We start from the raw sequence: 17456 nt of genomic DNA, 5'->3' as shown, positions 1-17456 counted from the left end.
TTGAGGCCGGCGACAAGGCCGGCCTAGACCCAAGGTCAGGCCGGGCCGTTGCCGACGGTGCTGTTCGGCGGTTCCGCCGGGTCAACGCCGGCCAGATTGGCAATGCGGTCGGCCAGCGCGTGGCGCGCCGCAGGAAGCGGACGGTGGCGCGCGCCGAAGGCGTCGCGCGCCAGAAAATGCCCGGTCAGGCGCAATCCATCCACCCAGTCCTTTGGGGTGCTGGGCAGTGTCGCGTTCCGCAGGAAGGCGGGAAGCGCCAGCATCCGATCGCCGTACGGGGCAGCAATATCGGCGCGGACTGCTCGGCCGGATTTCGGGGAGACATGGGTGAGGTCCACCGTGTCGCCCGTCATCGCGCAGCGGGCGAGGTCAAGTCCGTAGCCCAGCTCGGCTAGCAGCAGCGCCTCCCACAGGATGTAATCCGGAGTCACGTCCTCTGCGCCGCGCTGAAGATGGGCAAGGATGGGCAGCAAGGCGCGGAAGGCAGTGGGATGTGCCTCGCGCTCCGGCAAGGCCTCGGCCGCGACGGCGCATGCGGACGAAAGAAGCGCCAGCGCCACCGCATCCTCCATCGCAAGGGCTGCCGTGGGATGAACCAACTCGCCGCTGAGATGGCCGAGTTGATCCGACAGGCGGGCGACCCAGCGCGCCTCCACGAGGTTGCCGGGCAGCCAGGTGGCCGCCTGCCCGCGCGAGCCACCGCCCTTCACAAGCCCGGCGTGGCGCCCTTGCCGTTCGGTCAGCAGCGTGACGACGGCGCCGCCCTCGCCGAGGGGGCGCGACTCCAGCACGATTCCAGGGGCGGTCCATTCCATCGGAAGGAGATGGCCCTTTGGCGCTCGCGGCGCCAGTTGGAAGCGGCTAGTCCAGGTCCTCGAGGCCGAGGGCCCGCAACCGGCCGCGCTCCTCGTCCCAGCCCGGCCGGTCCTTCACGTTGAGGAACAGATGGACGGGCCGCTCCAGCAGCTTCGTCAGCTCCACCCGGGCCCGCTGACCGATTTCGCGGATGCGGGAACCCTTGTCGCCGATCAGGATCGCCTTTTGCGAGGCGCGGCCGACATAGATGGTGCAGTCGATCCGCACCGAGCCGTCCTTCCTCTCCTGCCAGGCCTCGGTCTCCACCGTCGCGTGGTGGGGAACCTCCTCATGGGTCTGTCGCAGGATCTGCTCGCGCACGATCTCGGCGGCCAGCATACGGTCCGTCACGTCGGACAGCTCGTCTTCCGGGAACAGCCAAGGGCCTGGTGGCATCGCCTCGCAGAGCCGGGTGCGGAGCGTGTCCACCCCATCCCCCGTCTCGGCCGAGATCATGAAGGTCTCGGCAAATTGCAGCAGCCCGTTCAGCTCGGCCGTCAGCGGCAGAAGGCGCTTGGTGTTGAACAGGTCGGTCTTGTTGAGCACCAGCCAGAGCGGCGGCGAGCCCTTGGCGAGCTTGCGGATGATGGCGCGCAGCGGCTCGGTCAGCCCGGCGCGGGCATCGACCACCAGCATCGCCAGGTCGGCATCCTGCGCCCCGCCCCAGGCGGCGGCGACCATCGCACGGTCCAGCCGTCGGCGGGGGGAGAAGATTCCCGGCGTATCCGTCAGCACCACCTGCGACCGGCCCTCGGAGAGGATGGCGCGGATGCGGAAGCGCGTGGTCTGCGGCTTGTTGGAAACGATGGAGACCTTGGCGCCCGCAAGCCGATTCACCAGCGTCGACTTGCCGGCGTTCGGTGCGCCGAGCACGGCAGCAAGGCCGGCGCGGGTCGGACCCTCAGGACCCGTTTCCTCCGGCGGGCCGTCGGGCGCCACGTTCTCGGGCATGTCGTCCTCAGCCACGGGCGAGCTCCGTCAGCAGGGCTTCCGCAGCTAGTTGTTCGGCGGCCCGCTTGCTGTCGCCGCAGGCCTCCGCCGCCTTGCCACCGGCGCGGACGGAAACGGTGAAGATGGGCGCGTGGGACGGGCCCTCAGTGCCCAGCAGCGTGTATTCCGGAAGGCCGAGGCCGCGGCCAAGGGACCATTCCTGCAGGCGGCTCTTGGCGGACATCGGCGGGGTGAGGTCCGCCTCCATCGAAACGGTCCACTCCCGCCGGATGAAGCCGCGCGCGGCCTCGATTCCCGCATCGAGATAGACGGCGCCGATCAGGGCTTCGGTCGCGTCCGCCACGACATTGGCGCGCTGACGCAGGCCGGTCCGGCCCTCGGCGGGCGGAATGCGCAGAGCGGCGGGCAGGCCGATCGCGTCGCCCACCTTGGCCAGCGTGTCGGCAGCCACGAGCACGGCCAGGCGCTTGCCCAACTCACCCTCCCTCTCGGTCGGGAAACGCTCGGCCAACCATTCGGCCATGCAGAGCGCCAGCACGCGGTCGCCGAGGAACTCCAGCCGCTCGTTCGAGTCGAGCTGGTTCCGCTTGGGGTCGGCGGCGGAGCGATGGGTGAGCGCCTGTTCAAGCAAGGCCGGGTTGCGGAAGTCATGGCCCAGCCGCCTGGACAAAGCCGCGACGGGCGGCTTCACCGCTGCCCTGCCCCGCGCCTGCCGGCGGTCCTCAACGCACACCCGAGAAGATGCGCGACCAGCGTACGGCGAAGGGCCAGGCCCAGACCTCCCACCAGTTCGCCGAACCGTCCCAGGAGAAGAAGAGGAACTCGGCCCGGCCAACGAGATTCTCCACCGGCACGAAGCCGACATAGTTGGTAGCGCGGCTGTCGAGCGAGTTGTCGCGGTTGTCGCCCATGGCGAAGACATGGTCGGCCGGGACCACGAATTCCTGGGTGTTGTCATAGGGGCCGTCATCCGAGGCCTCCAGGATCTCGTGCGTGCGCCCCGGCGCGTTGGCGCTGGGCGGCAGGGTCTCGCGGTAGAGGCGGACGGTGATGCTCTCGCCCTCCACGCGATAGGGGCCGACGGCTGTGCGGGTCACGGGCTGGCCGTTCACCCGCAGGATGCCCTGGCGCACCTGGATGCGGTCGCCGGGAAGGCCGACGATACGCTTGATATAGTCGGTGGTGCCGTCGCGCGGCAGCTTGAACACGGCCACGTCGCCGCGCGCCGGCAGGCTGCCGAAAATGCGGCCGCTGAACAAATTCGGGCTGAAGGGCAATGAGGCCCGAGAGTAGCCGTAGGAATATTTCGAGACGAACAGGTAGTCGCCCACCAGCAGGGTGGGGATCATGCTGCCCGAGGGGATGTTGAAGGGCTCGAAGGCGATGGTGCGGATGCCGATGGCGATCAGGCCCGCGTAGAGGATCGTCTTCAGGCTCTCCAGCCAGCCGCCGGAGGACTTCTTGCTCATCGTGTGATTCTTCGCGGCCTCAACCGGCCGGCCGAACGCCCCCGCAAGCCCGACAGGGGGGCACGGGTCGGGCCGCCGCCCGGGCGTGGGTGCGCCAGAAGGCGCGGGCTGTCAAGGAAGCGGAACCGCGGAGATGATCACCACCGCCTCTGCATAGGGGTACTCGTCGGTCATGGTGAGGGCCACCTGGGCCGCATGCCCGGGCGGGGTGAGTGCCGCCAGTCGCTCGCCCGCGCCGCCCGTCATCCGCAGGGTCGGCTGGCCGGAGGGCAGGTTCACCACACCAAGGTCCCGCCAGAACACGCCCGCCCGGAAGCCAGTGCCGAGAGCCTTGGAGGCCGCCTCCTTCGCTGCAAAGCGCTTGGCATAGGTCGCGATCCGGGTCCGCTCTCCGCGTCGCTCAGCCTTGGCGCGCTCCGCCTCGGTAAAGATGCGCTCGAGGAAGCGGTCGCCGTGGCGGGCGACCGTCCGCTCAATTCGGCGGATGTCCACCATGTCATTGCCGAGGCCGATGATCACGCCTTCGCTCGCTCCACCTGCTCGATTCCCGGCAGCGCCCGGAGCGCCGCGATAACGCTGGAGAGGTGCCGCAGGTCCTTCACCTCGATATCCACGTTCAGCTCCGCGAAGTCCGCCCCACGATGCATGAAGCGCAGCGACTGGATCTTGGCGTCCTGCTTCGCGATCGCCGTTGTCATGCCGGCGATCGCCGTTCCCTCGTTCGAGGTGACGAGAGAGAGGCGGGCGACATGCTCGCCCGCGGCGCCGGGTCCGGTATCCCAGTCTACGTCGATGAAGCGCTCGGGGCTGGCCGAGAAGGCTTCCAAGGTGTGGCAGCCCTGCTTGTGCACGGTCACGCCGCGGCCGGTGGACACGATGCCGAGGATGCGATCGCCCGGCACGGGATGGCAGCAGCCCGCGAAGTTCACCTCCATGCCGGAGACGAGGCCGGTGATGCCATGCGCCACCTCCCGCCCCTTGGTGCGGCTGGGCACGGTGGTGGCGCCGGGCTTGCCGCGGGCGCGGGTCAGGGCCAGCGCCTCGATGCCGGTCACGCCCGGGCGGGGCGGGCCGCGCAGTTCCGGCACGGCGGCGTGCAGCACGTCCCGTGCGGAGATGTGGCCGCCGCCGACTGCGATGCACAGTTCCTCGAAGCCCGGCTGCTTCAGCGCCTTCACCGCGGGTTCCGCGATCTTCTCCGAGAAATCCAGCCCTTCCTGGCGGAAGGCGCGGGCGATGGCCTGGCGGCCGTTCTCGCGGCTCTCCTCGCGCTGGCGGGCGAGCACGGTGCGGCGGATGCGCGCGCGCGCCTTGCCGGTGACAACGAAGCGTTCCCAGGCCGGGTTAGGCGTACCGCCGCGGGCGGTGATGATCTCGACCTGGTCGCCGTTCTCGAGGTGATGGCGCAGTGGCACGATGCGGCCGTTGATCTTCGCGCCGACGCAGCTGTCACCGATCTGGGAATGGACGTGATAGGCGAAATCGACGGGTGTCGCGCCACGCGGCATGGCGATCAGGTCGCCCTTCGGCGTGAAGCAGAAGACCTGGTCCTGGTGAAGGGCGAGCTTCGTGTTCTCCAGGAAGTCCTGCGCCTCGCCGGCGTTCTCCAGGATTTCCAGCAGGTCCTTCACCCACGGGTAGCGTTTGCGGTCCCGCGCGGCGTTCACGACGCCGTCCGGACCCTGCTTGTAGATCCAGTGGGCGGCGACGCCGAATTCGGCAACCTCGTGCATCTCCGGCGTGCGGATCTGCACCTCGATCTTGGCGTTGCGCCGCTCCGGCACCGTCACGCCCGTGTGGAGCGACTGGTAGCCGTTGGGCTTGGGGGTGGAGATGTAGTCCTTGAAGCGGCCGGGAACGACGCGATAGGCCGAGTGGACCGCGCCGAGTGCTGCGTAGCAGTTCGCCTTGTCGTCGGTGACGATGCGGAAGGCCATAATGTCCGAGAGCTGCTCGAACTCCACCTTCTTCGAATGCATCTTCAGCCAGATGCCATAGGCCGACTTCTCGCGCCCCTGGATCTCAATGACCGGCACGTCGGAATCGCGGAGCCGGCGGCGGAGATCAGTGGCGATGTCGGCGATCAGGTCTGCACCCTGTCCACGCAGGAAGGCCAGCCGGGCATTGATGGTCTGCGACGCGTCGGGCTGAAGCTCGCGGAACGCCCGATCCTCCAGCTCGTCCTTCACGGCCTGCATGCCGATGCGCTCGGCGAGCGGGGCGTAGATCTCCATCGTCTCGCGCGCGGTGCGCTGGCGGCGATGCTCCTGCGGGACGAAGTGCAGGGTCCGCATGTTGTGCGTGCGATCGGCCAGCTTGACGAGGAGGACGCGGATGTCCTCGCTCATCGCCAGGACGAGCTTGCGGATGTTCTCGGCCTGCTTGGTGCGCTCGGATTGCAGTTCCAGGCGGGTCAGCTTTGTCACGCCATCGACCAGCCGTGCGACATCCGGCCCGAACTCGCGGGACAGGTCGGCCAGGCTGATCCCGGTGTCCTCCACCGTGTCGTGCAGCAGGGCAGTCGCGATGGTGGCAGCGTCCAGCCGGTAGCCGGCCAGGATCTGGGCGACGGCGACGGGGTGGCCGATATAGGGGTCACCGTTGTCGCGCTTCTGGTCGCGATGGGCCCGCTCGGCGGTCCGGTAGGCCCGTTCGATCATCGCGCCATCGGCGCGCGGGTCATAGCCGGTGACCAGGGCGGCCAGGGCAGCGCCGGGATCAACGCCCAGCCCGGCATCGCCGCGCGCGTCGTTGGAAAGTTCCCCAGAGGGGTCTCCGGGTACGCCGGAAGTTGCCGCCCCAAGACGGTCGGGCGCGCCCGTGGCCACGCCCTCGTGCGCCCGGAGGGGCCCCGAGACGGCACCGGGGGATCTGGGTGTCCCGGCGCCGTCGCTCATCGGATGGCGGGTTTCGCGGTCAGCGGCGGCCGCCAAGCTCGGCCGCGATAGCTGCCTCGAGGTCGTCGCCGGACATGTCCTCGACCTGCATGCCGGCCTCGGCCGCCTGCTCCTCGCTGACATCCATCACGCCGAAGATGTTCTCGTCGGTGGCGATCAGGTCGATCACCTCCTCCTCCACGGGCTCCGGCTCCGGGGCGCGCAGGAGGGACTTCACGATGTCCTCGTTCAGGCTCTCGAGATCCAACGTTTGCTCGGCGATCTCACGCAGCGCGATGACGGGGTTCTTGTCGTTGTCGCGATCGATCGTCAGCTCTTCACCGCGCGAGATGGCGCGGGCGCGCTGGGCAGCGAGCAGGACGAGGTCGAAGCGGTTGGGAACCTGGAGGATGCAGTCCTCGACCGTGACGCGGGCCATGGCGGACTCCGGAATTGTGTGCTGGCGAAGGGTTGAGATAGACAGCCGGGCCGCCCAAGGCAACCCCGGAGCAACAGCTATCCCACCGGCCGCATGGCGGCAGCCGGGAGGCCGGAGAGCAGGGAGGTGACGCTAAGGCCGCTCGCGGGATGCGTCCAGCCCGGGCAAACCTCCCGCAGCGGCTCCAGCACGAAGCGGCGCAAATGGGCACGGGGATGCGGCAGCACCGGGTCCGGCGCGACGCGGATGAGCTGGCCGATGGCAACGATGTCGAGGTCCAGCGTTCGGGGCGCATTTGGATAGGGCCGCGCCCGCCCCGCTGCGTCCTCGATCGCCTGCAGCGCGGTGAGCAGCGCCGCCGGATCGGCCGGCCCGCGCAGCCGCACCACCCCGTTCACGTACCAGGGGCTGCGCTCATCGGGCGGGTCAGGCTCTGTCTCCCACCAGCCGGAGGTGGCCACGAGGTGAAGGCCGAGCAGCCCGTCCAGGGCGCGGGCCGCACGCCGGCAGGTCTCAAGCGGCGCCGCGCTGTCCGGCCCGGGCAGGTTGGCGCCGATGGCGACGAACGTGTCGTCGCCGGCGTCACCGTCCAGGGGCCTCTCAGGAATAGCGCTCCTCCATCCAGGGATCGCCGCGCTCGTGGTAGCCGCGCACCTCCCAGAAGCCGAGGCAGTCCTCCGGGATCAGCGTGATCCGCCGGATCCACTTCGGGCTTTTCCAGAAATAAAGGTGCGGCACGACGAGGCGCATCGGGCCGCCGTGCTGGCGGGTCAGCGGCTGGCCGTCCCAATGCGTGGCCAGCAGGTTCTCGGGGCGGTCCAGGTCGGCCAGCGGCAGGTTCGTCGTGTAGCCGTCATGGGATTCCATGCTGACGTACCGGGCTTCCGGCTTCGGCTGCGCGCTGGCCAGCAGGCCGGAAATGGCAATTCCCTGCCAGTCATTGTCGTAACGGGACCACTGGGTGACGCAGTGGATGTCGTTGTGCCGGGTCTCCTGTGGCAGGGCCATCAGCTCCGCCCAGGAGAGGGAGATCGGGGTCTCCACCAGCCCGTCGATGTCCAGCCGCGCCGCAGCTTCGGCGACCGCCGGCTGAATGCCCAGGTCGAGCACGGGCCAGTCGGTCACCAGCCGCTGGCCGGGCGGAAGCCGGTCGCGGGTCGGGTCGGCATGGGTACCGGTCAGCAGCCGGCCTTCCTCGGCCCAGCGCTGCTTGGTGCGGACGAGCTTGTCCTTGATCCCCTCGAGGAGGCCGGGCCTGGCGTCGCCGGAGGTGTTGGGGGGCGTGTCGGTCATCCCCCAGAGGTGCGCGAGAGGCGCGCAGGATGCAACGCCTGTTTGCTCACCGATGCGCATCGAGCCAAGCATCGACCGCCGCACCCCAGCGGGCCGCCCTGTTAGGCGGCAAGATCAGGTCGTGCCCCTCCCGCTGCCCGGGGAGCACCTCGGTCAGAATCGCCCGATTCCGAGGCGCCTGGCATCCTCCGCCAGCCGACCCGGGCGGCAGGTACCGTTCGGGAGGCCACCAGGGCGCCCATCGCGATCCAGAGCCCTCGCGATCAGCGCCGGGACACCGGTCGGCGGATCGGGCAAGGCCGAGCCCCCCACCAGCGGATTGCCCGATCACAGCGTTTTTGGCCCCAGGTCCTACCCGCTTACGCAGGCAGCTCGCAGCCCCGCAGCCGCCGAGAGAAGCAGTCGGCGCATCCAGTGGCGGTGGCGCAAGGCCCAGGAAGGGCCATCTTCTCGCCGCGCCAGGGAGCTATGGCTGTTCCCGACGGTGGATGGCGAAGGGTAACGGGGCATGGGGCGCAGGGACTATCGGCCCTACAATGATGCGGTGCCAGATGCGATTTCGATGATCCCGCCCCCTGCGACCACGCGGCGGGGCGCCAGCAAGCTCATGTTCGGCGCCCTGCTCGGGGCGATCCCGGCTGGCTGCGCGCTGCGCCCCGACGACGTCCCTCTCGTCCCGATCGGCCCGGACCGCCTGCGGGAGGCATCCGGCGCCCGGGCCTCCTGGCCGGACCCGCAGTGGTGGCGAGGCTTCGGTTCGCGGGAGCTCGATCTGCTGATGTCGCGCATGGCCTCAGGCAACCTCGACCTTGCGGCCGCGGCGGCGCGTGTGCGGCAGGCGGACGCGTCGGCACGCATCTCCGGCTCTGCCCTTCTTCCCCTGGTAACGGCCGGCGGTAGCGCGCAGCGGAACCAGACCGGGGCGGGCAACCGGGCGGTGACCCGCTACTCGGCCGACCTGGCTGCATCCTACGAGGTGGATTTCTGGGGCCTCAACCGAAACACCTACGAAGCGGCCCGGCTCTCCGCCCTCTCCAGCCGCTATGATCTCGGCACCGTGCTGCTCACCAGCGAGGCTTCGGTCGCCAATACCTATTTCACTATTCTCCAAGCCCGGGACGCGCTGCGTATCCAAGAGGCGAACCTGCAGGCCGCTCGGCGCGTGCTTGGCGTCATCCGGCAGCAGGTTGCGGCCGGGACTGCGACGGGGCTGGACCTTGCCCAGCAGGAGACGGTGGTGGCCCAGCAGGAGGCCGCGGTGCCGCCGCTACGCCAGTCGGTGGCCGAGAACGCCGCGGCGCTTGCGGTGCTGGTCGGCCTTGCCCCGGTCGAGCTCGACCTGCGCGGCGAGGGGTTCGAGGGGCTTGCCGTCCCCTCCCCCGCCGCCGGCCTGCCTTCAGAGCTGATGGGGCGCCGTCCGGACGTGCTCGCGGCAGAAGCGGCGCTGGCCTCGGCAAGCGCGAATGTCGCGGCGGCGCGGGCGGCACTGTTCCCGTCCCTCAACCTTTCGGCGCAGGGCGGCTTCCAGTCGCTCCTCCTCGGCACGCTGCTGCGGCCGGAGGCGCAGTTCTACTCCATCGCCGCGAGTCTGGCGCAGACGGTTTTCGACGGCGGCGCCCTGCGCGGCCGGGTGCAGTTGGCCCGCGCCCAGCAGGAGGAACTGCTCGTCAACTACCGCCAGGCGATCCTCAACGCCTTGCAGGATGTCGAGAGCGCCCTCGCGGCCCTCCGTGAAACGACCGAGCAGGAGGCGCTGCTGCGGGAGGCGGAGAGCCGTGCCGCGCGGGCCTACAACATCGCCGAGGGGCAGCTCCGCGGAGGAATTATCAACCTGATCACGCTGATCAATACCCAATCCGCGCTATTCAGCGCGCGCCGCAGCCTCTCGAATGGGCGACTGCAGCGTTTTCAGGCAGCGGTGGGGTTGTTCCGGGCCCTAGGAGGCGGATGGGGCCCCGGCGTTCCCGTGGGCATCGTCGGCAACGGGGGTCCGTCCCGGGAAGGCGTGATGGAGATCAGCCGATGAGGCGGGCGACCGGTTGGATCCTGGCCCTTGCGCTCCTCCTCGGCACGGGCGGCGCGGGCTGGTGGTGGTGGCAGGGCCGGCAAGGGGCGCAGGACCCCTCGGCCGCGCGCGACCAGATGCAGGCCCAGGGGCCGCAGGGCACCAGCGACGGCCAGGGACCGGGAGCGCGGCGCCAGGGCGGAGGTGCGGGCGCGGCGGGCGGCGCGGGCCGGCAGCGCCGCGCCGGGGCTGCTGGTGGCATCGCGGTGCCCGTGACGGCAGCTGAAGCCACGCGGCGCGACGTGGCGCTGACGGTGGACGCGCTCGGCACCGTGGTGCCGCTCGAGAGCGTCGTGGTCCGCACCCAGCTCGACGGTCAGTTGATGGAGATCAACTTCCGCGAGGGCCAGGAGGTGCAGAAGGGCGAGGTTCTGGCGCGCGTCGACGAGCGCACCGTTCAGGCAGCGCTGCAGCAGGCGGAAGGCAAGAAGGCTTTCGACCAGGCGCAGCTCGCCAATGCGCGCGTCGACCTGCAGCGCTATCAGGCCCTGGTGCGCGGCGCCGGCGCGACCCAGCAGCAGCTCGACACGCAGCGCGCTCAGGTGGCGATGCTGGAGGCGCAGGTGCGGCAGGACGAGGCCGCGATCGAGCAGGCGCGTGCCCAGCTGGCCTTCGCCACCATCCGCGCGCCGCTCGCCGGGCGCGTCGGCATTCGCCAGGTGGACCCGGGCAACATCGTGCGCGGATCGGATACCAATGGCATAGTCACAGTGACGCAGATGTCGCCCATCGCCGTCACCTTCACCCTGCCGCAGCAGGAGCTTCCGCGCCTGATGCGGGCGCTGGCCGCGGGGGCGGTGCCGGTAGAGACGCTGCCCGGTCCCGGCGCCTCCGGCGGCAATGCGCCGGTCGCACGCGGGACGCTGCTGACGGTCGACAACGCGGTGGACCCCACCACTGGCACGATCCGGGCGAAGGCGACCTTCGCCAACGAGGACCGCGCCCTCTGGCCCGGCGCCTTCGTCAATCTCCGCCTGCGGATCGAGGTGGTGCCGCAGGCCACCGTGGTCCCGCTCGTCTCCATTCAGCGCGGACCGGAGGGCACCTACGCCTTCGTCGTGCGCGAGGATCGCACGGTGGAGCAGCGGCCCGTGACAGTCGGACAGATGACCCAGGCGGATGCTGTGGTGCAATCGGGCCTCCAGCCCGGCGAACGCGTTGTCACCTCCGGCGGGCTGCGGCTGAGCGCGGGCACAACTGTCGCCATCGCCGATGAGACCGCGCCGGCGCGCCCGGCCGGCAACCGCCCGCGGAGAACGGCGGACGCGCGGGAGACGCCGAATTGAACATCTCCGCCCCCTTCATCGCGCGGCCGGTGGCGACCACGCTGCTCTCCATCGCCGTGCTGCTGGTGGGGCTGTGGGGCTACTGGAAGCTGCCCGTCTCCTCCCTGCCGGAGGTCGAGTTCCCGACCATCGAGGTCTCCACCCAGCTTCCCGGCGCGTCGCCGGACACGGTGGCGCTGCTCGTGACGGCGCCGCTGGAACGGCAGCTTGGCCAGATTGCCGGGGTGGCTGTCATGACATCCTCCTCCGGCCCGGGCACCAGCCGCATCGCGTTGCAATTCGCGCTGGACAAGGACATCGACGAGGCCGCGCAGGACGTGCAGTCGGCGCTCGATGCTGCGCGCGGCACCCTGCCGACCACCCTCCCCTACCCGCCGACCTATGCAAAGGTGAATCCGGCGGACCCGCCGATCATCACCCTGGCCCTGACCAGCGAGACGCTGCCCATCGCGCGGCTGTCCGACACGGCCGACACGCTGCTGGCACAGAAGCTGGCGCAATCCGCGGGCGTGGGCCGCGTGACCGTGCAGGGCAACATGCGCCCGGCCGTGCGGCTGCGGATCGACCCCTCGCGCCTGGCCGCCTATGGCCTTTCCATGGCCGACATCCGCACGGCGGTGACGGCGGCGAACGCCAACACGCCCAAGGGATCGCTGGACGGGGCGCGCCAGGCCTCGACCATCATGTCGAACGACCAGATCAGCGCGCCCTCCGAATTCGCAGACATCATCATCGCCTATCGCAGCGAGGCGCCGATCCGCCTGCGCGACCTCGGCCAGGCGGTGGAAGGGCTGGAGAACGACCGCAACGCCGCCTGGTTCGACGGCCGCCCGGCCGTCATCCTGGACGTGCAGCGCCAGCCCGGCGCCAACATCGTGGACACGGTCTCGCGCGTGCGCGCCCAGCTTCCCGTGCTGGAGCGCGGCCTGCCGGCCGGCATTCGCATGTCCATCGTCTCGGACCGCACGGAGACGATCCGCGCCTCGGTGCGGGAGGTGGAGCTGACGCTGGTGCTGTCCACCGTGCTGGTGGTGGCGGTGATCTGGCTGTTCCTGCATTCCGGCCGCGCCACCATCGTGCCCGCCGTGTCCCTGCCACTCTCGATCATCGGCACCTTTGCCGTGATGGATTGGATGGGATTCTCGCTCGACAACCTGTCCCTCATGGCGCTGGTGATCGCTACCGGCTTCGTGGTGGACGACGCGATCGTCATGATCGAGAACATCGTCCGCCATATCGAGGACGGGATGGAGCCGCTCGCAGCCGCCTATGAGGGCGCGCGGGGCATTGCCTTCACTATTATATCGCTCACCGTTTCCCTCATCGCCGTCTTCATTCCCCTCCTGTTCATGGAGGGCGTGGTCGGGCGGCTGTTCCGCGAGTTCGCGCAGACGCTGACGGCGACCGTGCTCGTCTCCATGGTCGTTTCCCTCACCCTCACCCCCATGATGTGCGCTCTGCTTCTCCGGCCCGCCAAGGCCGAGAAGGGTCGGGTCGCCCGCGCGACGGACCGGGTCTTCGATGCCCTGCTGCGCGGGTACCGACGCGCGCTGGAGGTGACGCTCCGGGCCCAGGCGCTGACGCTGCTTGTGGCGCTGGGCACCCTGATCGTGACCGCCTGGCTTTACATCATCATTCCCAAGGGCTTCCTGCCGCCCCAGGACACCGGCCTAATTCAGGTAGCGACCGAGGCACCGGGCGATGTCTCCTTCGCGCGAATGTCTGAGCTGCAGCGCCAGGTGGCCGAGGCCGTACGGGCCGATCCCGCTGTGGAGGCCGTCAGCTCCGTCGTTGGCGCCGGCACGGTGAACGCGACGCTGAATGGCGGCCGGGTCACGGCGGTGCTGCGGCCGAGAGAGGAGCGCTCGGAGACGGCGCAGGAGGTCATCGCGCGTCTCGCGCCGCGGCTGGCGGGGATCGCGGGTATCGTCAGCTATCCCCAGGCGGTGCAGGACATCCAGATCGGCGCCCGCGCCAGCACCACCCAGTACCAGTTCACTATCGTGGATGCCGACGCCGCGGAGCTGGCCGAGTGGTCGCCGCGCATTCTCGGCGCGCTGCGGAATATCCCCGGCCTGCTTGACCTCTCCTCCGACCAGCAGCAGGAGGGGCTGCGCGTCACGGTGGATGTGGATCGGGCACGCGCCGGGCGACTAGGCGTGACCATGCAGGCGATCGACGACGCGCTGTACGACGCCTTCGGCCAACGTCAGATCTCGACCATCTATGCCCAGAACAACCAGTATCGCGTGATCTTGGAGGCCAGCGAGGATTTCCTGGCCGATCCCACCCGCCTTGGCCTCTTGCGGGTTGCCGGCAGCACAGATGGCACCGCGTCGGTGGTGCCGCTCTCCGAGATCGCGCGGCTGGGTCGCGCCAGCGGCCCGCTGCAGGTAACGCGCGAGAACCAGTTCCCCGCCGTCACCTACTCCTTCAACCTCGCCGAGGATGTCTCGCTCGGCCAGGGCGTCACCGCGATCGAAGGCGCGATGCGGCAGCTGGGCGTCCCCTCCACCATCGCCGGCCGCTTCGCCGGCGACGCGGCGGAGTTCAACGCCTCGCTGCAGAGTCAGCCCTGGCTGATCCTCGCGGCGGTGGTGGTGATCTACATCACCCTGGGCGTCCTGTATGAGAGCCTGGTCCACCCGCTGACCATTCTCTCCACCCTGCCCTCCGCCGGCATCGGCGCGCTGCTGGCGCTCGAGCTGTTCGGGCTCGATCTCTCGGTGGTGGGGATCATCGGCATCCTTCTGCTGATGGGCATCGTGAAGAAGAACGCGATCATGATGATCGACTTCGCGCTCGAAGCGCAGCGGGACCATGGCATGGCACCGCGCGAAGCGATCATGGAGGCTGCGATGCTGCGCTTCCGCCCGATCACCATGACCACCCTTGCGGCTCTCCTCGGTGCGCTGCCCCTGGTTCTCGGCCATGGCGCGGGTTCGGAGCTGCGCCTGCCGCTTGGTGTGTCGATCGTGGGCGGGCTGATCCTCTCTCAGTTTGTCACGCTCTTCACCACGCCCTCGGTCTATCTCGCCCTGGAATGGGTGCGGATGCGGGTGGAGCGCTGGCGCCACCCGGCACCCGTGGCGGCCCCTGCGGAATGAACATCTCGGCCCCGTTCATCGCGCGGCCCATCGCCACATCCCTACTGGCGATCGGCCTGGCGCTGGTCGGGCTGGTGGCCCTGTTCCGCCTGCCGGTGGCCTCCATGCCGCGGGTGGACATCCCCACCATCGTCGTCTCCACCAGCCAGCCCGGCGCCAGCCCGGAAACCATGGCGAGCACCGTCGCCGCGCCGCTGGAACGCCGCCTTGGCACCATCCCCGGGGTGACGGAGATGACCTCCTTCTCCTCCCTCGGCAGCGCGACGATCATCCTGCAGTTCGACCTCGCCCGCACCCAGCGCGAAGCCGCACAGGACGTCCAGGCGGCGGTGAATGGCGCGCGGCAGGACCTGCCTTCGGGCCTGCCCAACCCGCCCAACATCCGCAAGATCAACCCGGCGGATGCGCCGATCATGATCCTGGCGATGTCGTCGGACACGATTTCCGGACCCGCTGTCTATGACGCCGCCGATAGTCTGGTCGCACAGCGCCTCGCGCAGGTGCCCGGTGTCGCGCAGGTGGAGGTGAGCGGCGGTGACCAGCCGGCCGTGCGCGTGGCGGTGGACCCGGCAGCTGCCGCCGCCGCGGCTATCTCGATGGAGCAGGTTCGGCTCGCCATTACCCGCGCGAATGTCACCCAGGCCACCGGCTTCATCGAGGGCCCCACCCAGTCCGCCGCCGTTCGCACCAATGACCGCATCGACAATGCGGACGCCTATCGCGACATCGTCGTGAAGGCGCAGGGTGGCGCCATCGTGCGGCTCGGCGACATCGCGCGGGTGGAGGACGGCGTGCGCAGCCGCCGCCAGGCCGGCTGGTTCAACGGCCGCCCGGCCATCCTGCTGATGGTCCGCAAGCAGGCCGAGGCCAACATCATCGACGTCCTGAACGGCGTGCAGGCCATGATCCCGCAGGTGGAATCCTGGGTGCCCGCCGGCGTGCGGCTGGAGGTGGTGAGCGATCGCTCCGTCACCATCCGCGCCTCGGTCGATGAGGTGAGGACCACGCTGGTGATCACCATCGCGCTCGTCGTGGCCGTTGTGGCGGTGTTCCTCCGCCGCTGGGCGCCGATCCTGGCCGCCAGCGCCGCCGTGCCGCTCTCCCTCCTCGGCACCGTCGCGGTGATGTGGTGGCTCGGCTACTCGCTGAACAACCTGTCCCTGATGGCGCTGACCATCTGCGTCGGCTTCGTCGTGGACGACGCTATCGTTATGATCGAGAACATGGCCCGCCACCGCGAGCGCGGGATGGCGCCCATTAAGGCGGCGCTGGCGGGCGCGCGGGAGATCGGCTTCACCGTCCTCTCCATCACCATCTCCCTCATCGCCGTCTTCATCCCGTTGCTCGCCATGGGCGGGATCATCGGGCGCATCTTCCGGGAATTCTCCGTCACCCTTGCCGTGGCGGTCGGCATCTCCGGCATCGTCTCGCTCACTCTCACCCCGATGATGGCGGCCTGGATGGAGCGCGGCGGGCCGGAAAAGCCGCCGGGCCGCCTTGCCCGTGCCTTCGAGGGCTCGCTGGGCGCGATCGCAGGTGGCTACATTCGGAGCCTCGCCTTCCTGCTACGGTTCCGCTGGCTGATGCTGCTGGCGACCATAGGGCTGATGGCGCTGACGGTGTGGCTCTACATCATCGTGCCCAAGGGCTTCCTGCCCACCCAGGACACCGGGCTGATCCAGGGCAGCACCCAGGCGGCCGCCGATACCTCCTTCGCCACGATGGAGCGGCTTCAGCGCCAGGCCGTGGAGATCATCGCGGCCGATCCGGCGGTGGAATCGGTCGGTGCCACGGTTGGCAGCGGCGGCGGCCAGGGCGCGTCCAACCGCGGCAGCATCTTCGTCACTCTCAAGCCACGCGAGGAGCGTGACCTGACGGCGGAGGGCGTGATTGCCCGCCTCCGCGTGCCGCTCGGCCGCATCGCGGGTGCCGGTGTTTTCCTTCGCGCCAACGAGGATATCCGCATTGGCGGTCGCTCCGACGCCGGCCGCTTCTCCTATGTCCTGCTCGGCAACAGCATCGAGGAGCTGCGGGAATGGACGCAGACCATGGTGCAGGCGCTGCGTGGGGTGCCGGGGATCAACGATGTCACCAGCGACCAGGATCGCGCCGGCCTTGTCACCCGGGTGGAGGTGGATCGAGCCGCGGCCGCCCGGCTCGGCGTGCAACAGACCGAGATCAACGCGACGCTGAACAACGCCTTCTCCCAGCGCCAGGTCTCGACCATCTACCGCTCCCGCAACCAGTACCGCGTGGTGCTGGAGATCGACCCCGCCCTGCAGCAGGGCCCCACGGACCTCTCGCGTATCTTCCTACCGGGCCAGGGGGATACGCAGGTGCCGCTCTCGGCAGTTGCGAGCGTGGTGCCCGCCGCGGCGCCGCTCTCGGTCACCCACCAGGGCGGCTTTCCCGCTGCGGCGATCTCATTCAACCCCGACGAAGGACTGCCGGTCGCGGAGATCCAGGCGCGCATCGAGGAGGTGCAGCGCCAGGTTCGGTTGCCCTCCAGTATCCGCCCCCAGTTTGGCGGCAACGCGGCCGCCGAGCAGTCCTTCGCGCGGGACATGCCGCTGCTGATCCTCGGCGCCTTCCTGGCCATCTACGTCGTGCTGGGCGTGCTCTACGAGAGCTTCATCCACCCCATCACCATTATCTCCACCCTGCCCACCGCCGGGCTTGGTGCGCTGCTGGCGATGCTGGCGACAAAGACGCCGTTGACGGTGATCGCGCTCGTCGGTGTCATCCTGCTGCTGGGCATTGTGAAGAAGAACGCCATCATGATGGTGGATTTCGCCCTCGAGCATGAGCGGAACGAGGGTGGCACGAGCGAGGAGGCCATCCTCGCCGCATGCCGCGAGCGCTTCCGGCCCATTCTGATGACGACGCTGGCCGCGCTGCTCGGTGCGGTGCCGCTCGCGCTCGGCGGCGGTACGGGATCGGAGCTGCGGGCGCCTCTTGGCATCACCATCATCGGCGGGCTGATCGTCTCGCAGGTGCTGACCCTCTACACCACGCCCGTCGTCTATCTCGCGCTGGACCGGCTACGCCGGCGTGACCGGCCTCTCGCCGCACCTCTTCCAGCCGAGTAGGGGCTTGCGGCCGCGGCGCTTCGCGG

The 17456-nt window shown here is 69.6% G+C and carries 13 protein-coding genes; 4 read left to right on the top strand and 9 right to left on the bottom strand.

Features of this window, described 5'->3' with window-relative positions:
• Positions 1–35 precede the first annotated feature (35 nt).
• From recO to ACVBD7_RS06065, 9 genes are all read right to left on the bottom strand, one after another.
• Positions 36–815: a DNA repair protein RecO gene (gene recO / locus ACVBD7_RS06105; protein ID WP_458096609.1), complete on the bottom strand. Its 780-nt coding sequence runs from the start codon at positions 813–815 to the stop codon at positions 36–38.
• A 46-nt stretch (positions 816–861) separates the two neighbouring features.
• A complete protein-coding gene (gene era, locus ACVBD7_RS06100; RefSeq protein ID WP_458097646.1) occupies positions 862–1806 on the bottom strand; it encodes a GTPase Era in 945 nt (314 codons plus the stop codon).
• A 7-nt stretch (positions 1807–1813) separates the two neighbouring features.
• A complete protein-coding gene (gene rnc / locus ACVBD7_RS06095) occupies positions 1814–2497 on the bottom strand; it encodes a ribonuclease III (protein ID WP_458096608.1) in 684 nt (227 codons plus the stop codon).
• A gap of 31 nt (positions 2498–2528) precedes the next feature.
• Positions 2529–3275 (bottom strand): signal peptidase I, encoded by a 747-nt coding sequence (lepB, locus tag ACVBD7_RS06090; RefSeq protein ID WP_458096607.1) that lies wholly within the window; start codon positions 3273–3275, stop codon positions 2529–2531.
• Positions 3276–3386: 111 nt separating this feature from the next.
• Positions 3387–3794, bottom strand: coding sequence for a holo-ACP synthase (acpS, locus tag ACVBD7_RS06085; protein ID WP_458096606.1), 408 nt, complete (start codon positions 3792–3794; stop codon positions 3387–3389).
• Positions 3791–6172 (bottom strand): RelA/SpoT family protein, encoded by a 2382-nt coding sequence (locus ACVBD7_RS06080; protein WP_458096605.1) that lies wholly within the window; start codon positions 6170–6172, stop codon positions 3791–3793. The genes acpS and ACVBD7_RS06080 overlap by 4 nt, the downstream gene beginning before the upstream one ends.
• Before the next feature lie 19 nt (positions 6173–6191).
• Positions 6192–6590 carry a DNA-directed RNA polymerase subunit omega gene (gene rpoZ / locus ACVBD7_RS06075; RefSeq protein WP_458096604.1) on the bottom strand — a complete coding sequence of 133 codons (399 nt, stop codon included), beginning with the start codon at positions 6588–6590 and terminating at the stop codon, positions 6192–6194.
• 77 nt (positions 6591–6667) lie between these two features.
• On the bottom strand, positions 6668–7135 hold the full coding sequence (gene folK, locus ACVBD7_RS06070; RefSeq protein ID WP_458097645.1) for a 2-amino-4-hydroxy-6-hydroxymethyldihydropteridine diphosphokinase: 468 nt from the start codon (positions 7133–7135) through the stop codon (positions 6668–6670).
• A gap of 55 nt (positions 7136–7190) precedes the next feature.
• Entirely contained in the window at positions 7191–7883 is a 693-nt protein-coding gene (locus tag ACVBD7_RS06065) for a sulfite oxidase-like oxidoreductase (protein ID WP_458096603.1), read from the bottom strand.
• A gap of 562 nt (positions 7884–8445) precedes the next feature.
• Between ACVBD7_RS06065 and ACVBD7_RS06060 the strand changes: the two genes are divergently transcribed.
• The 4 genes from ACVBD7_RS06060 to ACVBD7_RS06045 are packed head-to-tail and all read left to right on the top strand — an operon-like array spanning position 8446 to position 17430.
• Entirely contained in the window at positions 8446–9909 is a 1464-nt protein-coding gene (locus ACVBD7_RS06060; RefSeq protein WP_458096602.1) for an efflux transporter outer membrane subunit, read from the top strand.
• Positions 9906–11234 (top strand): efflux RND transporter periplasmic adaptor subunit, encoded by a 1329-nt coding sequence (locus tag ACVBD7_RS06055; protein ID WP_458096601.1) that lies wholly within the window; start codon positions 9906–9908, stop codon positions 11232–11234. The genes ACVBD7_RS06060 and ACVBD7_RS06055 overlap by 4 nt, the downstream gene beginning before the upstream one ends.
• Complete coding sequence (locus tag ACVBD7_RS06050) at positions 11231–14341, top strand: efflux RND transporter permease subunit (RefSeq protein ID WP_458096600.1); 3111 nt, start codon at positions 11231–11233, stop codon at positions 14339–14341. The genes ACVBD7_RS06055 and ACVBD7_RS06050 overlap by 4 nt, the downstream gene beginning before the upstream one ends.
• Positions 14338–17430, top strand: a complete 3093-nt coding sequence (locus ACVBD7_RS06045; protein WP_458096599.1) for an efflux RND transporter permease subunit — start codon at positions 14338–14340, stop codon at positions 17428–17430. The genes ACVBD7_RS06050 and ACVBD7_RS06045 overlap by 4 nt, the downstream gene beginning before the upstream one ends.
• Positions 17431–17456: the final 26 nt, after the last annotated feature.

Source organism: Roseomonas sp. WA12 (assembly GCF_054165765.1).
Note: the sequence above shows the minus strand (reverse complement) of the source record. Positions and strands in the feature narration are given on the sequence as shown.

Excerpts from the sequence above, each read along its gene's own strand:
- era (WP_458097646.1), bottom strand. The coding sequence starts at position 1,806 with ATGCCCGAGAACGTGGCGCCCGACGGCCCGCCGGAGGAAACGGGTCCT.
- rpoZ (WP_458096604.1), bottom strand. The coding sequence starts at position 6,590 with ATGGCCCGCGTCACGGTCGAGGACTGCATCCTCCAGGTTCCCAACCGC.
- ACVBD7_RS06060 (WP_458096602.1), top strand. The coding sequence starts at position 8,446 with ATGATCCCGCCCCCTGCGACCACGCGGCGGGGCGCCAGCAAGCTCATG.
- ACVBD7_RS06045 (WP_458096599.1), top strand. The coding sequence starts at position 14,338 with ATGAACATCTCGGCCCCGTTCATCGCGCGGCCCATCGCCACATCCCTA.
- recO (WP_458096609.1), bottom strand. The coding sequence starts at position 815 with ATGGAATGGACCGCCCCTGGAATCGTGCTGGAGTCGCGCCCCCTCGGC.
- ACVBD7_RS06080 (WP_458096605.1), bottom strand. The coding sequence starts at position 6,172 with ATGAGCGACGGCGCCGGGACACCCAGATCCCCCGGTGCCGTCTCGGGG.
- ACVBD7_RS06055 (WP_458096601.1), top strand. The coding sequence starts at position 9,906 with ATGAGGCGGGCGACCGGTTGGATCCTGGCCCTTGCGCTCCTCCTCGGC.
- ACVBD7_RS06065 (WP_458096603.1), bottom strand. The coding sequence starts at position 7,883 with ATGACCGACACGCCCCCCAACACCTCCGGCGACGCCAGGCCCGGCCTC.
- lepB (WP_458096607.1), bottom strand. The coding sequence starts at position 3,275 with ATGAGCAAGAAGTCCTCCGGCGGCTGGCTGGAGAGCCTGAAGACGATC.